17 protein-coding genes are annotated in these 16,737 nt (G+C 68.8%); 8 read left to right on the top strand and 9 right to left on the bottom strand.

From position 1 onward, the window contains the following. Nucleotides 1-2: 2 nt before the first annotated feature. The 6 genes from resB to JSQ78_RS06095 form a co-directional block, all read right to left on the bottom strand. Nucleotides 3-1,472 carry a cytochrome c biogenesis protein ResB gene (gene resB, locus JSQ78_RS06120; RefSeq protein ID WP_249295948.1) on the bottom strand — a complete coding sequence of 490 codons (1,470 nt, stop codon included), beginning with the start codon at nt 1,470-1,472 and terminating at the stop codon, nt 3-5. A 121-nt stretch (nt 1,473-1,593) separates the two neighbouring features. Next, nucleotides 1,594-2,352: a cytochrome c biogenesis CcdA family protein gene (locus JSQ78_RS06115; RefSeq protein WP_249295947.1), complete on the bottom strand. Its 759-nt coding sequence runs from the start codon at nt 2,350-2,352 to the stop codon at nt 1,594-1,596. Then, the gene (locus tag JSQ78_RS06110; RefSeq protein ID WP_211450232.1) at nt 2,349-2,924 is read right to left on the bottom strand and encodes a TlpA family protein disulfide reductase; all 576 of its coding nucleotides are present in this window, start codon (nt 2,922-2,924) and stop codon (nt 2,349-2,351) included. The genes JSQ78_RS06115 and JSQ78_RS06110 overlap by 4 nt, the downstream gene beginning before the upstream one ends. A 28-nt stretch (nt 2,925-2,952) precedes the next feature. After that, nucleotides 2,953-3,801, bottom strand: coding sequence for a WD40/YVTN/BNR-like repeat-containing protein (locus tag JSQ78_RS06105; protein ID WP_211450230.1), 849 nt, complete (start codon nt 3,799-3,801; stop codon nt 2,953-2,955). 115 nt (nt 3,802-3,916) lie between these two features. Continuing rightward, nucleotides 3,917-4,573, bottom strand: coding sequence for a DUF305 domain-containing protein (locus JSQ78_RS06100; protein ID WP_349305138.1), 657 nt, complete (start codon nt 4,571-4,573; stop codon nt 3,917-3,919). A gap of 13 nt (nt 4,574-4,586) precedes the next feature. Next, complete coding sequence (locus tag JSQ78_RS06095) at nt 4,587-4,994, bottom strand: DUF6153 family protein (protein ID WP_026374348.1); 408 nt, start codon at nt 4,992-4,994, stop codon at nt 4,587-4,589. A 96-nt stretch (nt 4,995-5,090) separates the two neighbouring features. Here JSQ78_RS06095 and JSQ78_RS06090 point away from each other — a divergent pair, with 96 nt between their 5' ends. Next, nucleotides 5,091-5,516 (top strand): hypothetical protein, encoded by a 426-nt coding sequence (locus JSQ78_RS06090; protein ID WP_026374349.1) that lies wholly within the window; start codon nt 5,091-5,093, stop codon nt 5,514-5,516. Nucleotides 5,517-5,546: 30 nt separating this feature from the next. On the opposite strand, the gene JSQ78_RS06085 is transcribed toward JSQ78_RS06090, so the two are convergent. Then, nucleotides 5,547-6,257, bottom strand: coding sequence for a M23 family metallopeptidase (locus tag JSQ78_RS06085; RefSeq protein WP_211450228.1), 711 nt, complete (start codon nt 6,255-6,257; stop codon nt 5,547-5,549). A gap of 710 nt (nt 6,258-6,967) precedes the next feature. Between JSQ78_RS06085 and JSQ78_RS06080 the strand changes: the two genes are divergently transcribed. Next, nucleotides 6,968-7,378, top strand: coding sequence for a four-helix bundle copper-binding protein (locus JSQ78_RS06080; RefSeq protein ID WP_026374351.1), 411 nt, complete (start codon nt 6,968-6,970; stop codon nt 7,376-7,378). 338 nt (nt 7,379-7,716) lie between these two features. Here JSQ78_RS06080 and JSQ78_RS06075 read toward each other — a convergent pair whose 3' ends face one another. Next, the gene (locus JSQ78_RS06075) at nt 7,717-9,273 is read right to left on the bottom strand and encodes an ATP-binding cassette domain-containing protein (RefSeq protein ID WP_211450226.1); all 1,557 of its coding nucleotides are present in this window, start codon (nt 9,271-9,273) and stop codon (nt 7,717-7,719) included. Nucleotides 9,274-9,882: 609 nt separating this feature from the next. On the opposite strand from JSQ78_RS06075, the gene JSQ78_RS06070 reads away from it, so the two are divergent. Together JSQ78_RS06070 and JSQ78_RS06065 are read left to right on the top strand one after the other, a co-directional pair. After that, nucleotides 9,883-10,485, top strand: coding sequence for a DUF305 domain-containing protein (locus tag JSQ78_RS06070; protein WP_211450224.1), 603 nt, complete (start codon nt 9,883-9,885; stop codon nt 10,483-10,485). A gap of 120 nt (nt 10,486-10,605) precedes the next feature. Then, a complete protein-coding gene (locus JSQ78_RS06065; protein WP_211450223.1) occupies nt 10,606-11,463 on the top strand; it encodes a WD40/YVTN/BNR-like repeat-containing protein in 858 nt (285 codons plus the stop codon). Between the two features lie 25 nt (nt 11,464-11,488). Here JSQ78_RS06065 and JSQ78_RS06060 read toward each other — a convergent pair whose 3' ends face one another. Next, nucleotides 11,489-12,655 carry an FAD-dependent oxidoreductase gene (locus JSQ78_RS06060; RefSeq protein WP_211450221.1) on the bottom strand — a complete coding sequence of 389 codons (1,167 nt, stop codon included), beginning with the start codon at nt 12,653-12,655 and terminating at the stop codon, nt 11,489-11,491. A gap of 122 nt (nt 12,656-12,777) precedes the next feature. Here JSQ78_RS06060 and JSQ78_RS06055 point away from each other — a divergent pair, with 122 nt between their 5' ends. From JSQ78_RS06055 to JSQ78_RS14070, 4 genes are read left to right on the top strand one after another with little or no spacing between them, the layout of a single operon-like run. Continuing rightward, a complete protein-coding gene (locus JSQ78_RS06055) occupies nt 12,778-12,960 on the top strand; it encodes a heavy-metal-associated domain-containing protein (protein ID WP_502756142.1) in 183 nt (60 codons plus the stop codon). A gap of 38 nt (nt 12,961-12,998) precedes the next feature. After that, on the top strand, nt 12,999-13,955 hold the full coding sequence (locus tag JSQ78_RS06050; RefSeq protein WP_211450219.1) for a DUF8832 domain-containing protein: 957 nt from the start codon (nt 12,999-13,001) through the stop codon (nt 13,953-13,955). Nucleotides 13,956-14,010: 55 nt separating this feature from the next. Beyond that, nucleotides 14,011-16,338, top strand: coding sequence for a heavy metal translocating P-type ATPase (locus tag JSQ78_RS06045; RefSeq protein ID WP_211450217.1), 2,328 nt, complete (start codon nt 14,011-14,013; stop codon nt 16,336-16,338). Nucleotides 16,339-16,348: 10 nt separating this feature from the next. Beyond that, nucleotides 16,349-16,669 carry a hypothetical protein gene (locus JSQ78_RS14070; protein WP_208063772.1) on the top strand — a complete coding sequence of 107 codons (321 nt, stop codon included), beginning with the start codon at nt 16,349-16,351 and terminating at the stop codon, nt 16,667-16,669. Nucleotides 16,670-16,737 lie beyond the last annotated feature (68 nt).

Raw genomic sequence — 16,737 nt, 5'->3', positions numbered from 1 at the left:
CGTCACGTCGTGATCCTCTCTCCGGGTGGATGCGTCGCTGCGGCCCGGTCACGCAGGCGGACCGCGAGGGCGTCCACCGCGCGCTCGAGCATCGGGTCCTCTCCGCGCGCGAGTCCTGCCAGCTCGAGTCCCGCATCGGTCGCCTTGACCCACATCCGGCGACGTGGGATGAGCAGCGATGCGAGCAGCGAGAGGATGAGCGCGATCGTGATCCAGAGCACCGCGGTCTGCGTGTGGTCGACGTGCAATTCGATGACCCCGTACCGCAGGACGTCCTCGAACGCGATCGTGCCGAGCCCGCCGGGGAGCTCGAGCGATTGGCCGGGCACGAGGATCAGGGATTCCGCTCCCGAGTCGCCACCGGCGATCTGCGTCATCTCGTCCGTCGCGAGCGAGTAGACCGAGCGCGGGATGCCTGCATCGAGTCCCAGGTCTCCCGTGAACGCCTGCAGGGAGAGCACCGGATTCAGCACGTCGGTGTAGCCGGAGGCGAGTGCTCCGCTGCTCAGCTCCACGGCTGTCGGGTAGAAGAACCCGCGCAACCCGAGCTGCTGCCGCAGGCCGTCGGGCAGCTTCATCACGCCGAGGCTCGTCATCAGGTCGTCCTGGGCGAGGAAGGGCGTGTACTCGTCGTAGACGACGTTCCCGTCGGGGTCGCGCACCGAGATGCGGGGCGCGTAGCCGTTCGAGATCAGGTAGAGATCGGCGCCTGCGACGGAGAGCGGCTCGTTGACCTTGATCTGGGCGGGCCGCTCACCGCTCGGCTCGCTGACGGCGACTCGCGCGGTGAAGTCGAGCGGAGCGCCCACCGCGTGACGGTTCTCGGTCTCGTACTCCACCTCGAGGTCGTCGAGACGGACGGCGAACGGCTCCAGCGAGCCGTCGTCGAACCACTGCCCAGCCGAGAAGGTGTCGTAGCTCGAGAGCGTGTTCGCGAAGCCGCGACCCTCGACGAGGAGGCGCTGCCCCTCGTAGCCGAAGCCTGAGCCGACGCCCATGACGAGGATCATCGCGAGCAGCGATGTGTGGAACAGCAGGTTGCCGGTCTCGCGGAGGTAGCCGCGCTCAGCAGAGACGCTCTGCCCGTATCGCGCGGTGCGGTACCCAAGGCGCCGCAGCATGCGCTCCGCGCGATCTAGATCGTCCGCGGTCCCCGGCGCGGTCTGGAAGCCGACGAGCCGCGACAGTCGCGCGGGCGTCTTCGGCGGTGCGGCTCGCATGGCCTTCGAGTGGTGCACGAGCCGGGGGATGACGCATCCCACCAACGACGTGAACAGCAGGATGTAGATGGCCGAGAACCACGGGCTCGTGTAGACGTCGTGCAACGAGAGCGCGTCGTACAGCCAGACGAGCCCCGGATTGTCGGAGCGGACCTGGATGACTCCGTTCGGGTCGCTCGATCGCTGAGGCACGAGGCTGCCCGGGATCGCGGCGAGTGCCAGCAGCAGCAGGAGGACGATCGCGGTCCTCATCGAGGTCAGCTGGCGCCACAGGAATCGCGCCCAGCCCGCGGGCCCTAGACGCGGCCCCCCGGCGGTCGGCGCAGCACGGCCGGGCGCATCCACGTGGTCTCCCGGCCGCAGCGGGCCCGACTCAGATGATCGTGGCATACGAGGCGATCCACCCTTGCATCTCGTTCATGATGAGGTCCCAGACGCCCGTGACCATCAGCAGGCCGATGAGGATCAGCATCGCGCCCCCCGCGATGTTGATCGCTCGCACGTGGCGTCGCATCCACGCGATCGTGGAGCCCATCCACCCGAGTCCGGCCGCGAGCAGCAGGAACGGGATGCCGAGGCCCAGCGCGTACGCGAGTCCCAGCACGGCCCCTTGCCCCGCGCTGCCCGTCGTGACCGTGAGGGCGCTGATCGCGGCGAGCGTCGGGCCGGAGCAGGGGGTCCACCCGAGCGCGAAGATCACGCCGACGAGCGGCGCCGTCCACATGCCGCCCGCCTTCAGCTGCTGCGGCTTCCAGACGCGCTGCAGGAAGCGCATCTGACCGACGAACACCAGCCCCAGCACGATGAGCAGCACGCCGAGCACGCGGACGAGCAGCGAGGACCACACGAGGAGGAACGAGCTCACCGCACCGACGAGCGCGGTGCCGAGCACGAACACCGCGGAGAAGCCGCCGACGAACAGCGCCACGCCCGCGAGGAGCCGACCGCGCCCGCCGTCCTCCCCGACGAGCGATCCCATCAGGCCGAGGTAGCCCGGCACGAGCGGGAGGATGCACGGGCTGGCGAACGACACGATGCCGGCCAGCAGGGCCACCGGCACGGAGAGCAGCAGCTCGCCGCTCAGCACCGCCGCGGCGGGGTCGAGCGCTCGCTGCGCGAGCATCTGGATCATCGCTCGAGCTCCTCCCGCAGCAGCGTCGACAGGATGCTGGTGTCGCTGACCGCGCCCGAGACGCGCGCGGCGACGCGCCCCTCGGCGTCGAGGATGATCGTCGACGGGACCGCGTTGGGGGCCACGACGCCTGCGAACGCGAGCTGACCCTGCGCGGAGACGTCGTCGAGGACCGACGGGTACTCGATCGCGAACTCCTCCTCGAACGCCGTCGCCTGCGCGCCGCCGTCCCGGACGTTGATGCCGATGAAGTCCACCTGGTCGCCGTACTCGGCGTGGAGCTCAGCCAGCACGGGAGCCTCCACGCGGCAGGGCGGACAGGCGGCGTACCAGAAGTTCACGAGCGCGACCCCGTCGAGCTCCGCCGAGTCGAACTCGCCGCCGGTCGCGACCGGCCCGCTGAACGATCCGGGCTTCGTGCGCTCGTCGAGCGGGATCTCCGTGACGATGCCGTCGCCCGCGATGTAGCCCGCGTCGCCCGCTTGCCCCGCGGGCCCTTCCGCGCAGCCGCTGAGCAGCAGCGCGGCGGCTGCGCCGACCGCGACAAGACCCCGACGAATCGAACCCAGCATGCTTCCTCCGATCGGCTCTCAGCAGCGGTCAGGACTGCAACGGACGCCAGGTCTGTCCCTGGTCGCTCGTCCGCTGAAGTCCTGACTCCCCGGCGACCACGACGTCGCCATCGGGCAGTCGCGTGAGCGCGGAAACCTGCTCCGGCGTTGTTCCCATCGCGCGCCACGCCTCGTCAGGGCCGGACTCCCACAGCGCGCCCTGCTGGTCGACGCCCACGATGGCGTCGCCTGAGCCGCCCAGCAGCACGAGCGCCGGGGCATCGGCAACCGGCTCGAAGGTCCCGCCTCCATCCAGGCTGCTCGAGAGCCCGGCGAAGCTCGTCATCAGCAGGCCTCGGTCGGCGGCGAGCAGGTCGTACGTGTCGACGGCAGCGCCCTCGCGCCAGCTGACACCCATGTCTTCGCTGATCAGCAGCTGTCCGGCGTGCGATCCGACGATCGTCTCCGCCTTCGGATCGTAGGTCAGCGCGTGGAAGTCGGCCACACCCTCGAGCGAGACGGCATCCCAGCTCTCGCCGAGGTCGTCGCTGCGGATGAGGCCCACATTGGGGCCGCGGAGGGGTTGAGGTCCGCTCGTGCCGGGGTGGCCCGACGCGAGGAGAGCGTGCTCGGCGACAGCCATCCCCATGAGGTCGATCCTCAGGTCCCCGGCGGGACCGCGGACATCACCGTCGGCGAGGTCGACGGTGAACAGTCCGTTGTGCGTCGCGACCAGCAATGACTGGCCGTCAGGGCTGGTGGCGAGCTCGTGCACGTGATTGTCCTCGGTGAGGGCAACCGAGGGTGGGGGCGCGGCGCAGGAGGCGAGAGCGCCGATCGAGGTCGAGAGGGCGGCGGCCGCGAGCAGGCGGCGACCGATTCGAATATTGGTGGGCATGATGTGTCCTTCGTGGCATCCGGAAGCTGAAGCGCGCATGGCGGCGCGGCGGCAGGCGTCACCGCCCGCACGACTGATCGGGGCGGCGACACCCGCCGCCCCGATCAGCGAAGGGTCAAAGCTCGGAGAGCATCGACTCCATCTCGGCGATCTCGGAGGACTGGTCGGCGATGATCCGCTCGGCCATCTCGACCGCCTCGGCGTCCTGGCCGTCGGTCACCTCGGTGCGCGCCATCTCCACGGCGCCCTCGTGGTGCATGATCATCTGCTCGAGGAAGAGCCGCGACGCCTCGGGCCCCGGGGCTTCCTCCAGCAGTGCCATGTCGGATTCCGACATCATCCCGCTGTCACCGCCGTGATCCATGCCGGCGTGCTCAGACGAATCCACTCCCCATTCGGCGAGCATCGCCTCGAGCGTCTCGATCTCCGGCTGCTGCGCGGCTCGGATCCGCTCTGCCAGCTCGAGGACGCCCTGATCGACATCGTCCTTCGCCAGCACCATCTCTGACATGTTGATCGCCTGCTGGTGGTGCACGATCATGCCGCTCGCGAACACGATGTCGGCCTGGTTGAAGGCCGCCTGCGCCGTCGCGGAGGCGGAAGGGGTCGTCGGCTCGCTGCTCGGAGCCGGGTTGCTGCTGGTCGCGCAGCCGGTGAGCACCAGCGGGATCGCGACGGCGCTCAGTGCGAGCGCGCGGAACTTCATGGTCATGTCTTGCATCTCTTTCAGTGGTGGAGCATGGTCGGTTCGGAGCTCGGATGCACAGGGCAACCGAGTCGCGCGATCATGTCCGACTGATCGAGAGCAGGATGAGGGACGGTCCCGGCACTGCACGAGCTGCAGCAGCAGTCGCTCGCAGAGGCGGCGCGCCAGCCCGGATCGTCCATCGAACGCGGGCCAGCGGAAGTAGCGCCACGACGGCCAGTAGGGCGATGACGCAAGTCACCACCATCAGACCGAGCTCATCGCATGCCACCATGCCGCAATCGAGCCCGACGGGAGCAGGTTGTTCTGCCGCCGCCGTCGTGTGCACGACCGCGGGCGCGCTCGCGTGCGGGGAATGGTGCGATCCACCGCCGAGCACGTGCATGGCCAGGAGGCCCGCGATGACCGCGGCCACGGCGACGGCCATGGCGAGCATCGTGCGGGCTCGGATCGGAGCGGGCATGGTCATGCTGCGCAAGGCATCCATGGCCACCTCCTCCGATCTGCATCGGAGACGCTACCGGGTGAGCCTATGAGGTCCGCCAGCGTGCCGCTGACCAGCCACGACCAATACGGTGTCGTCATGACACGCGCGAGGAACAAGCGGCGGCAGCGTGCAGCTGACGGGCACGCACTCACCGTGGTGGTGTGCAGGGGCGGCGACTGCGGAAGTCGAGCGAAGCATCCCGGCGTGGACCACGTCGGACTCCTGCGCGAGACGAGGGAGTTGGTCGGGCGGTCGGCGCAGGTCGCGCCGAGCAAGTGCTTGGATGCCTGCGAGCACTCGAACGTCGTGGTCGTCGTCCCAGCGGCCGCGGCATCGGAGGGCGAGCCGGTGTGGATCGGGGACGTGAACGACTCGGATGTCAACGCGGCGCTCTGCGAGTACGTCCGATCGGGAGGGCCAGGAATCGCCGACCTCCCGATCGAGCTCGAGCTGCGCCAGTTCCGCGCCACGCGACGAAACCGCGAGGAGCTCGACGTCGAGACGTCGATCACGGACGCCTGACGTGCAACGACCAGCCGGGGCAGCGGTCGCTCAGGGCCGCTCGAGGCTGAGCTCTCGAGTCTGCAGCCACAGGATCGGGTCGAAGGAGACGTAGTCCGCGTTCTTCAGCTCGAGGTGCAGATGGGGACCGGTGGAGCGGCCGGAGTTCCCGACCTGGCCGATGACGGTCGTGACGTCGACGACCTGACCCACTTCGACCTGGATCGAGCCGGGCACCATGTGCGCGTACCAGGACTGCACGAACTGGCCGTCGATGTTGTGATCGATGAAGACGACGTATCCGCCGCCACCGGGGTTGTCGCCCTGCCAGACCTCGGAGACGACGCCGTTCGCGATCGGTCGGATCTCGGTGCCGAGTCCCGGCGCGATGTCGGTGCCTCCGTGGAATCCACCGGCCCGGTTGCCGAACGGGCTCGTGATCCGCAGCTGCGCGAGGCCCGGGAACGGGCTCTGCACGTAATCCGTTTGGAGCATGCTCCAGACGTCGGGCAGCGCCGGGTCGCCACCGTAGGAGGATCCGCGGGGCTCTGCATCGGCCACCGACTGGTACCGCGCGAGCTCGTCGTCGGAGATCGTGGCGGCCGCGACGGGATCGGTGACGATGATGTCGTCGCGCGTGAACACGGTCTCGCCCTCGGCATCGATCGGTGCGAGCTCTTGCGACTCCGGCTCGATCGATGCCACCTGGGGATCGAGCCGGTCGGGCGCCTGCATCGCTTGCGCCGGGAGCGTCGTCACCACGACGAGTGCTCCGATGAACGCGAGCGCGCTCGCAGCGGTGACCTTCCTCGCGATTCCTCGAGCGCTCCCGATGCGCCGCGGGCGTGGGGACGCGTGGGGCGTCTGCCGTACCTCGCGCGCGGTCAGCCGCACGGGGCGTCGGGCCGGCGCCCTCGCCGACGGGGCTTCGTCGGCGCCGAGAGCGGGGTTCGGGGCCGATGCCGCCCGTTGCGCCGGGACGGCTTCCGCCATGGTGACGTGCAGCTCACGCGCGGTCTGCGTTGCTCGCGCTCGCAGCGCCGCACGAGTCGTGTAGAGGGGCGGAGCGCCGTGACGCACGGTGACTCGTGCACTCGCGCGAGCCTCGGCGCCCGTCATGGCGATGGCTTGGGCGGCACGCTCGCGCTCGCGCAGCGCTCGGCGGGTGGTTGCGCCCTCGGCGGGAGCGCACGACTCGACCGACGGTTCTGGGGCGGGGTTGGTCACGCTGGGCGGGTCCTCGATCGGCGTCAGGCAGAGTTCGCGAGCCGCACGAGCTGTCGGCGCATGCGACGCTCCAGGCAGTCGAAGAGCGCGCGAACCGCTCAAATGTAACGGATGGGTAACGATTTCGCCACCTGGGTGGCTTGGGCGCCCGAGTGGGAACGGACCCTGTGAGTTCACGGGGTGACGAGCACCGCCCCGGTGGGTTGGATGGATTGCATCACTCACCACGCTAGAAGGAGAGAACCATGACTCACCACGTAGAAGCGATGCTCGACACCTACCCGAGCGATCTCGGCGGCATCGACAAGCAAGCGCTCGCAGCCTGCATCGAGGCGTGCTTCGAGTGCGCACAGACATGCACGGCATGTGCTGACGCCTGCTTGGCGGAGGACATGGTCGCTGAGCTCACCAAGTGCATCCGGATCAACCTCGACTGCGCTGACGTATGTGAGACGACGGGCCGAGTGCTCTCGCGTCAGACCGGTTCCGACGCAGCCGTCATCCGCGCGCTCCTGGAGGCATGCCGGGCGGCGTGCAAGGCTTGCGCGGATGAGTGCGAGCAGCACGCGCAGATGCACGAGCACTGCCGCGTGTGCGCGGAGGCGTGCCGACGCTGTGAGCGCGCGTGCGCCGATCTCTTGGCCGCGCTCGGCTGAAGCGACCGCCCTCCAGCGTCTCCGCTCGCAGCGATGGTTCTACGAAGGTGACTGCGCTCGCTGGCTTGACGCGAAGGGACGAGTTGCGGAGGCCCCAGCAGTGGGCAGGGCGGCGAAGGAGGCAACGACGCCCCGCTTGCGCGGGCCGACGCACCGATGTCGCGATCGCCTACGCAGGCGGGAGCCTCGCCAACGGTTGCGCGCAACCCGTGCTGATGTGCTCAAGTGCGCCGAAGTCGCCGCGCTGGCGATCAGGATAGAGCTGCACCAGTTCCGTCCTGCTCGGCGCAGCCGCCAAGAGTCAGACGTCGAGCGCACGACGCCCGGCGATGGGTCACTCAGGTCGGCAACATCGGCCCGAACCGGCGAACCATGGTGGTCAGGCCTGCGGATGGACGATGGAGTGGCGGCGCCAGAGAAGCGCGGCGGTGGCGGTAGCGGCCGCGGTGACGATGCCGAGCAAGAGCGCCGTCCAGCCTACGCCGATCGCCGAGCCGAGGAAGCCCGCAAGGGGATAGGTCGCGATGAAGCATGCGTGCGACAGTGCGAACTGAGCGGCGAAGGCTGCGGGACGTTCGGGCGTCGAGGCGTTGCGACGAACCAGTCGGGGCGCGGCTGTGAGGATGCAGGCGTTCCCCGCGCCCATCAACGCCCGCGTTCCGCCGGAGGGCGCTCAGGGACGCCCGCTTGGCGCCGACGATGTCGTTCCCGGCGACTCGCACGGTGCCATGACGCGTCGGCTCCAGGCCCAGGAGCGCTCGCGCGAACGTCGACTTGCCGGAACCGCTCTCTCCTACGAGCCCCAACGTCTCACCGGCCCCGATCGAGAGAGAGACGCCGTCGACCGCTCGCACGACGCGATCGCCTCCGCGCAGGCTGCGCTTCATCTGGTAGGCGACCTCGAGATCTCGGACCTCGACTGACGCGGCTGCGGCGGCCGTGCTCGGTGTGGGCAGCTCGCGCAGCGGCGCGTCCAGGCGCGGCATGCTCCGAAGCAATTCGGACGTGTACTGCTCCTGTGGGTTGGCGAAGATGTCGACGCACGTCCCGTGCTCGACGACGCGCCCGCTCTGCATGACGGTGATCTCATCGGCGATCTGCGCCACCACGCCGAGGTCGTGGCTGATCCAGATGGTCGTCATGGACCGCTCCGCTGTGATGCGTTGCACCAGCTTGAGGATCTGCGCCTGAACCGTCACGTCCAGAGCTGTCGTTGCCTCATCGGCTATCAGCACCTTCGGTTCCGCGGCGAGGACCATCGCGATCATGACGCGCTGGCGCATGCCGCCAGAGAATTGGTGCGGATACTCCTTCACGCGCCGCTCCGCCTCTGGGATGCCCACCTCCGCCAACAGTTCAGCGGCCCGCTTCCAGGTCGCCCGCGCCGCCGTGCCACGATGCGCGGTCATGGATTCCAGGATCTGCGCTCCGACGGTCTTGACCGGATTCAAGGACGAGAGCGGATCCTGGAAGATCACGCCGATCTCGGCGCCGCGCACCGCTCGCAGCTCGGCATCGGTGCCGTTCACCAGCTCCGCTCCCTGATACCGGATCGAGCCGGTGACGCGCGCTTCAGTCGGCAGCAGTCCGAGCACGCTCATCATCGTGACGCTCTTGCCGGATCCAGACTCCCCGACGATCGCATGCGTCGTGCCGGCACGGACGTTGATGCTGATGTCGCGCACAGCGTGGATCTCTTCGCCGCCGGTGTGGAAGGAAACACTCAAACCAGTGATCTCCAACGCCACGGGGCGGTGAGCCAGCGCTGTCGTCGAGTACGCATCTGCTTCCGGGTTCAGCATCGCAGTCCTTTGCATCTCGAAGATCGGGCTCGTGTCGAGCCGGCTCGTCCAGCGAACATTCGGTTCGTCATCGAGCCGCTTGCTTGATACCACCCGGGGGTATGCCACGACGGTACACGGGAACACGAAGAATGCGAAGCATCTGATCGAATCGCGCGTTGCGAGCTCCCGACGACGAGTCGCGGCGGGCTGCTGCTGGGCTTCGGAATCGAAGCCAGACGGCGGGTATTCAAGCCGTGCGACAGCCCAGACGCCCACAGGAATGAAGCGCAGCCTCAGTGTTCGTCGTAGATCGCTGCGCGATCGTGGTGAGCCGACCAGGAGCGGCTTCGAAATGAGCGCGAAGCGCAAGAGGCGCGCGAGAGCGAGCTGCCCTCGCAGATGCGCTTGGGGCACGCTGGTGAAGCCCCCGCGCGACCAGGGCGACGCTGTCAGTCGAGTGCTACTCGAGGTTCACCTCGCCTATCTGCAGCCAGAGCACCATGCTGGAGCCCGGTCCGAACAGCTGCGGCGACATCGACCGGCGAGCCTGCACCGCGAACACTCGGCGCTGGCGGGTCGCTCGTTCCGTGGGATGGTGGAGGCATGCCCACGGCATGAGCTCCGATGGCCCAGGAACCGCCGGTTCCAGCCTATGAGCCGGAGACCGGGAGTCTTCGGCGTCGGTGCGAAGACGAGAAGGGAGTGCCGATCATGGCGACGATGAAGCACGACGATGAGCACCAGCATGAGCGAGGAGGTCACGTCGAGGACAAGCATCAGTCCAGCACCGGTGCGAAGGCATACCTCCGCTTCGCCGCCATGATCCTTACCGGCATGGTCATCATGTACGGGGCGATGTACGCCGGCTCCTGGGAGTGGGGCGACGTCCGCTGGAGCGAGAGCCGCCTGTTCATGGCATTGACCATGGGCGGCGCGATGGCGCTCGTCATGCTCGCGTGGATGCTGCGGATGTACAAGAACCCGAAGGGCAACATCGCGGTGATCGCGGTCAGCGTGCTGCTGCTCGGGGGTGGCATCGTCCTCGACCGCACGCAGGCCACGGTCGATGACACTGATTTCATGAGCGCGATGATCCCGCACCACTCCCTTGCCATCACGCGCTCCGAGCGCGCCGGCATCGAAGACGTGCGGGTGTGCGAGCTGGCGGTCGAGATCAGCGAGGCGCAGCGGCGGGAGATCTTCGAGATGGACTGGCTCATCGGAGACATCGAGACCAATGGCGTGGCGAGCACGCAGGAAGAGGCCGAGGCTCGTCCCGTGCCGGCATATGAGGAGCCGGCAGAGCGCCAGTGCGCGAGCTGACTGCAGCATCGACCGCGTGGTTGGCGCAAGGCTCTGCTCCTGCACCATGCAGGCATTGATGCCGAGTAGGGCGCCGGCGCCCCCGCCCCTTTCAGCAACCGCTTCGAGAAGGATGGGTCTGTGCAGCATCATCGATCACCGAGCCGCCGGCGCGTCGGTGCGGCCGCTGCGCTCTCCGCCGCGATCGTGCTGGCCGCCACTGCGTGCGCCGCCACGGGCGCGACCGCGGCGTCCCTCACGACGGACAACCACATCCATAAGCTCATCCCGAGCGAGGACGGGTTGTCATTGCTCGTCGGCACCCACAACGGACTGTTCACCGTCGACCTCGGTTCCGGTGATGTGGTCGGCCCGATGGGCGAGCACGTCATCGACCTCATGGGCCTGACCCGCGCCAATGGTGAACTGCTCGCCTCCGGCCATCCCGGAGCCTCCGGGCCACAGCATCTGCAGGGGCCGAACCTCGGCTTGATCAGGAGCTCCGACGAGGGCGAGCGCTGGGAGGCCGTGGCGCTCGAGGGCGTGGCTGACTTCCACGCGCTCACGTACGACCGGTTCGCGGGTGCGGTCGTCGGTGCGCACGCGGGTCAGATCCTGATCAGCGACGATATGGGCGTGTCCTGGCGCGAGGGCGCCGCCGAGGAACCCTACGACCTGCTGGCCACCAGCGACGGACTGCTGATGACGAGCATCGCCGGTCTCGGCGTCAGCACCGACATGGGTCAGAGCTTCCAGCCGGTCGAGGGCGCCCCGCCCCTGGTGCTGCTCGCCGACTCCGAGGACACGGTCATCGGTGTCGACCTCGCCGGCACGCTGTGGCGATCCGGCCCTGCGCAGCGGTGGACGGCCGAGGGCACGACTCCAGAGCAGATCCACGCCCTCACGCTCCTGCCCGACGGCGAGGTGATCGTGGCGACCGAGTCCGGACTGCAGCGCACCGGTGACCTCGGCCAGACCTGGCAGTCACTCATCCCGTGAGCGCAGGCCGCGGTGCGGTCGGTGCCTACCGGCCGCCCGCGAGCTGGGTCTTGATGGCGAGGATCTCGGGTGCGGTCGAGAGCCCGACCGCGCCCGTCAGATTGCCCTGCCTGTCACGGAAGGTCGTGATGAGGCTGCCGTCAGGGGACGATGCCGTATCGATGACCGGATCCGGAGCCGCGGCGCCGACACCCATGATCGACAGCCCGTGCACCTGCAAGCTGAAGCCGGATGCCGGGCGATACGGGCCGGGGTCCTCACCTTCACCGAGATCGTGCATGATCGTCCGCGCGGCATGCGCGCCCTGCGCAACTGCGTCGTCCCAGTGGTCGATGCGGCGCAATGTGCCGTCCGGCATCGTGTGCGCCGAGGCCGCGCCGGCCGCGTACGCCCGGGGGATCGTGATCGACCGCAGGCGGTCGTCGACCCTGATGCCCTCGGCGTCGCTGGACGCCCATGACGTATCGGGCACTGTCCCCTGGGCCACGATCACCAGTTCAGAGCGCAGCTCGCTGCCATCGTCGAGCCGCACGCGGGTTCGCGACCCCGACGGCTGCAGGACGATCACGGCACGGCCGAAGTGCGTGGTGACGTGCTCGGCGTGCAGGTCGCTGAGCCGCGTCGCGATCGGGCGCCCGAGCACGCGCGCGAGTGGCACGTCGGATCGCGCCACCAGATGCAGGTCGGCTCCTGCCGTGGCGAAGTAGCTCGCGACCTCCGACCCCACCAGCCCGGCGCCGAGCACCGTCACGGTGCGCCCGGTTGGATCGCCGCCGACGTGGTCGCGGATCCGCATGGCGTCGTCCGGGCTCTGCAGTTGGAAGACGCCTGTCCGTTCGCGGTCGAGGAGCGGTCGTGGCGTGCTTCCCATCGCGAGCAGCAGGGCGCGGTAGGTCGGCGTCCGGCCGTCCTGCAGGCGGACGGCGCACCGACCTGCGTCAACTGCGGTTGCGCGCCCGTGCTCGAGCTCGACACCGAGCGGTGACAGATCCTTGAGCGCAGCCTGTCCCACGGTGAGCAGGCCGGGCAAGATCCCCTTGTCGACCAGGGTGCGGTTGTATGGCGGATGCGGCTCGCCATGGACGACGTGCACAGAGCCGGCGAAGCCGAGGTCGCGCAACATCACCGCTGCCGAGTGACCGGCGGCCCCGGCTCCAACGATCAGCACGTCAGGCTCGAGCATCGACATCATGGTCACCCCTTGACCGCATTTCCGACCGGGTATATGGTCAAGACGAATCAATACCCCCTAGGGGTATCTTGTCAAGCGAGAGGGAAGACACCGTGAGCAGCTCCGAGTTCAAGGTCACCGGCATGACCTGCGGCCACTGCGAGGTCGCGATCCGTGGGGAAGTCGAGCAGGTCGCGGGGGTCGAGAACGTCCAGGTAAGTGCGCAGACCGGCCGGCTGGTGGTCACCGGCTCGCAGTCCATCGACGACGCAGCGATCCTCGCCGCGGTCGACGAGGCCGGCTATGAGGCAGCCCCGCTGCGATGAATGCACCGGCCCGGTTGGGCATGTACGGAGCTGGCCTCGTGCTCGCCTTCGGTGCGACGTTCACCATCGCCGGCGCATTGGCTCCCGATGACGCTGTCGAGAGCTGGTCACACGGCAGCCGGGCCGGTCACGGTGATCCAGCCGCCGGTGTGGCGACACCGTCGCGAGCCCCGCAGCAAGCGCAGGAGGAGGGCGTGACCGGCACGACCATTGCCCGATCGGGCTTCACGATCGGGCCGATCGAAGCGCCTGCGGCGACGGGCGAGACGGGCTCGCTCTCGTTCCAGATCCTCGACCGCGTCGGCGAACCGCTGACCGAGTTCGAGACCGCTCACGGGAAGGACCTGCATCTGATCACGGTCCGCGCCGACGGCAGCGAGTACCGTCACGTGCATCCGGAGCTCGATCGGACGACGGGGACCTGGTCGTTGCCGTGGGGCTGGGACAGCGCTGGCAGCTATCGGGTGTACGCGGACTTCGTCACCGCTGACAGCACAGCCGTCACGCTCTCCCGCATGGTCGACGTCGCAGGCACCCTCGAGCCGCAGCCTGCGGCCGCCGTCAGCAAGCGCGACACCGTCGACGGCTTCGACGTGACGATCACCGGCGAGCTCGCGGCGGGCGGTGCGAGCGACCTGAGCGTCGAAGTGACCCGAGACGGTGATCCCGTCACCGACCTCGAACCGTATCTCGGAGCGTTTGGCCATCTGGTGGCGCTCCGCCAGGGCGACCTCGCCTATCTGCACGTGCATGCCCACGGCGACGAGCCGCAGCCCGGGGATGTCGCGGGCCCGGAGGTGGCGTTCACCGCAGAGACGCCGACCGTCGGCCGGTATCTGCTGTATCTCGATTTCCAGGTCGATGGACAGGTGCACACTGCGCAGTTCGTGCTCGACGCGATCGCTTCGACGGACACCGCGGTCGCCACGGAGGAACCCGTTGGCACTGATGGTCCGGAAGACACCGACGGCGACGCTGAGCACGACGAGCACTGACTAGGAATCCGTTCCGGATGCGCGCTGCGCCCGGTGCACCGACGAGGAGACGTTCATGACCGACTTGCAGCCGACGGCCGCGGATTCCAGCGTGGAGCTGGAGATCGGCGGGATGACATGCGCGTCCTGCGCGATGCGGATCGAGAAGAAGCTGAACAAGCTCGAGGGTGTCACCGCGACCGTGAACTACGCGACGGAGAAGGCGAAGGTCTCGGCGCCCGCCGACTTCGACCCTGCGGTGCTGATCGCAGAGGTGGAGAAGACCGGCTACACCGCAGCGCTTCCCACCCCTGAGCAGCCCGCCGCGTCAGACGACGACGGCGAGACGCCGGATGCGGAGCTGATGAGCCTGCGGCACCGGCTGATCGGGTCGGTTGTGCTCACCGTCCCGGTGATCGCGATGGCGATGCTGCCGGTGCTGCAGTTCACTTACTGGCAGTGGCTGTCGCTCGCGCTGGCGGCGCCGGTCATCGTGTGGGGAGCATGGCCGTTCCACAAGGCGGCGTGGACGAACCTGCGGCACGGAGCCGCGACGATGGACACGCTCATCTCGATGGGGACGAGCGCCGCACTGCTGTGGTCGGTCTACGCCTTGTTCTTCGGCACCGCGGGCATACCCGGCATGACGCACCCGTTCGAGCTCACCGTCGCACCCAGTGATGGTGCCGCGAATATCTACCTCGAGGTCGGCGCGGGGGTGACGATGTTCATCCTGGCTGGCCGCTACTTCGAGAAGCGCTCGAAGCGGCAGGCCGGCGCCGCGCTGCGCGCGCTGCTCGACCTGGGCGCGAAGGACGTCGCAGTGCTCCGCGATGGCGTGGAGATCCGGATCCCGACCAGGGATCTCGTGGTCGGCGACGAGTTCGTCGTCCGGCCGGGCGAGAAGATCGCCACCGATGGCACCATCATCTCCGGCACGTCGGCCGTCGATGCCTCCATGCTGACCGGCGAATCCGTGCCTGTCGAGGTCGGGGAGGGCGACACCGTCACGGGAGCCACCGTCAACGCCGGCGGCCGACTCGTCGTGCGCGCGACGCGCGTCGGCTCCGACACGCAGCTGGCCCAGATGGCGAAGCTCGTGGAGGACGCGCAGTCCGGGAAGGCCGAGGTGCAGCGCCTGGCCGACAAGATCTCCGGCATCTTCGTGCCGATCGTGATCGTCATCGCCGTGGGCACACTGGGCGCCTGGCTCGGGGCGGGGTTCCCCGCGGCGGCCGCCTTCACCGCCGCCGTCGCCGTGCTCATCATCGCCTGCCCATGTGCCCTCGGGCTCGCGACCCCGACCGCGCTGCTGGTCGGGACCGGCCGCGGCGCGCAGATGGGGATCCTCATCAAGGGACCCGAAGTGCTCGAGTCCACGCGCCGCATCGACACCATCGTGCTCGACAAGACCGGCACCGTGACCGCGGGCAAGATGACGCTCACCGATGTGCACACCGCCGTCGGCACCGACCGGAGCGAGCTGCTGCGTCTCGCCGGCGCGCTGGAGGACGCCTCCGAGCACCCGATCGCGCAGGCCATCGCGAAGGCCGCCACGCAGGAGCTCGGCGCACTGTCCACCCCGGAAGGCTTCACGAACATCGAGGGCAAGGGCGTGCAGGGCGTCGTCGATGGACATGCGGTGATCGTCGGACGCCCCTCGCTGCTAGCCGACTGGTCCATGCATCTGCCTGCCGATCTCGCTGAGGCGAAGGACGCCGCCGAGCAGCAGGGGAAGACCGCGATCGCCGCCGGCTGGGACGGTCAGGCGCGCGGCGTGCTGGTCGTCGCAGACACCGTCAGGCCGACGAGCGCGGCCGCCGTGGCGCAGTTCAAGCGCCTCGAGCTCACGCCGGTGCTGCTCACCGGCGACAACCAGGCGGTCGCCGAGCGGATCGCGGCCGAGGTCGGCATCACCTCGGTGATCGCGGAGGTGCTGCCGCAGGACAAGGTCGACGTCATCACGCAGCTGCAGCGAGAGGGCAAGTCCGTCGCGATGGTCGGCGATGGCGTCAATGACGCCGCTGCCCTCGCCCAGGCCGACCTCGGTCTCGCGATGGGCACCGGTACCGATGCCGCGATCGAAGCATCCGACCTCACGCTCGTCCGCGCCGACCTGCGCAGCGCCGCCGACGCCATCCGGCTCTCCCGGAAGACGCTCGCCACCATCAAGGGCAACCTGTTCTGGGCCTTCGCCTACAACGTCGCGGCGATCCCGCTCGCGGCGCTCGGCCTGCTCAACCCCATGCTCGCCGGCGCGGCGATGGCGTTCTCCAGCGTCTTCGTCGTCGGCAACAGCCTCCGCCTCCGCCGCTTCAAGAGCGAGGCGGTGGACCCCACACCGACAGCCACGACCGAGCCGGAGCCTGCAGCTCGGTCGGCAGCCGTCACCACCCATCACTGAGAGGAACTCCATGTGCGACACCGGTCACGACCACAGCCACGGCAGCCATGACCACGCCGGCGACCACGAGGCTCACAGCCACGGCAACCATGACCACGCCGGCGACCACGCGGCTCACAGCCACAGCCACAGCGCCGATGCGCACGGGCAAGGTGCCGCGGCCGGTGACATCGCCGAGTGCCCGGTCATGCCCGGCAGCACGATCCTGAAGGGCGACGCCGAGGCCGCCGGCCTCGTCCGCGACCACGACGGCGAGCGCTACTACCTGTGCTGCGCCGCTTGCGGACCGCTCTTCGACGCCGATCCCGCGAAGTACGCTTCCGTAGCCTGAGCCGCGTCGTGCCGGACCTGTTGCGAGAGAGGTCCGGCACGGCTTCCTCGAACTCGAGAGGATGAGAC

Origin of the sequence: Agrococcus sp. Marseille-Q4369 (assembly GCF_018308945.1) — a bacterium.
GTDB lineage: Bacteria > Actinomycetota > Actinomycetes > Actinomycetales > Microbacteriaceae > Agrococcus.
This window is presented reverse-complemented; position numbering and strand designations above follow the sequence as displayed.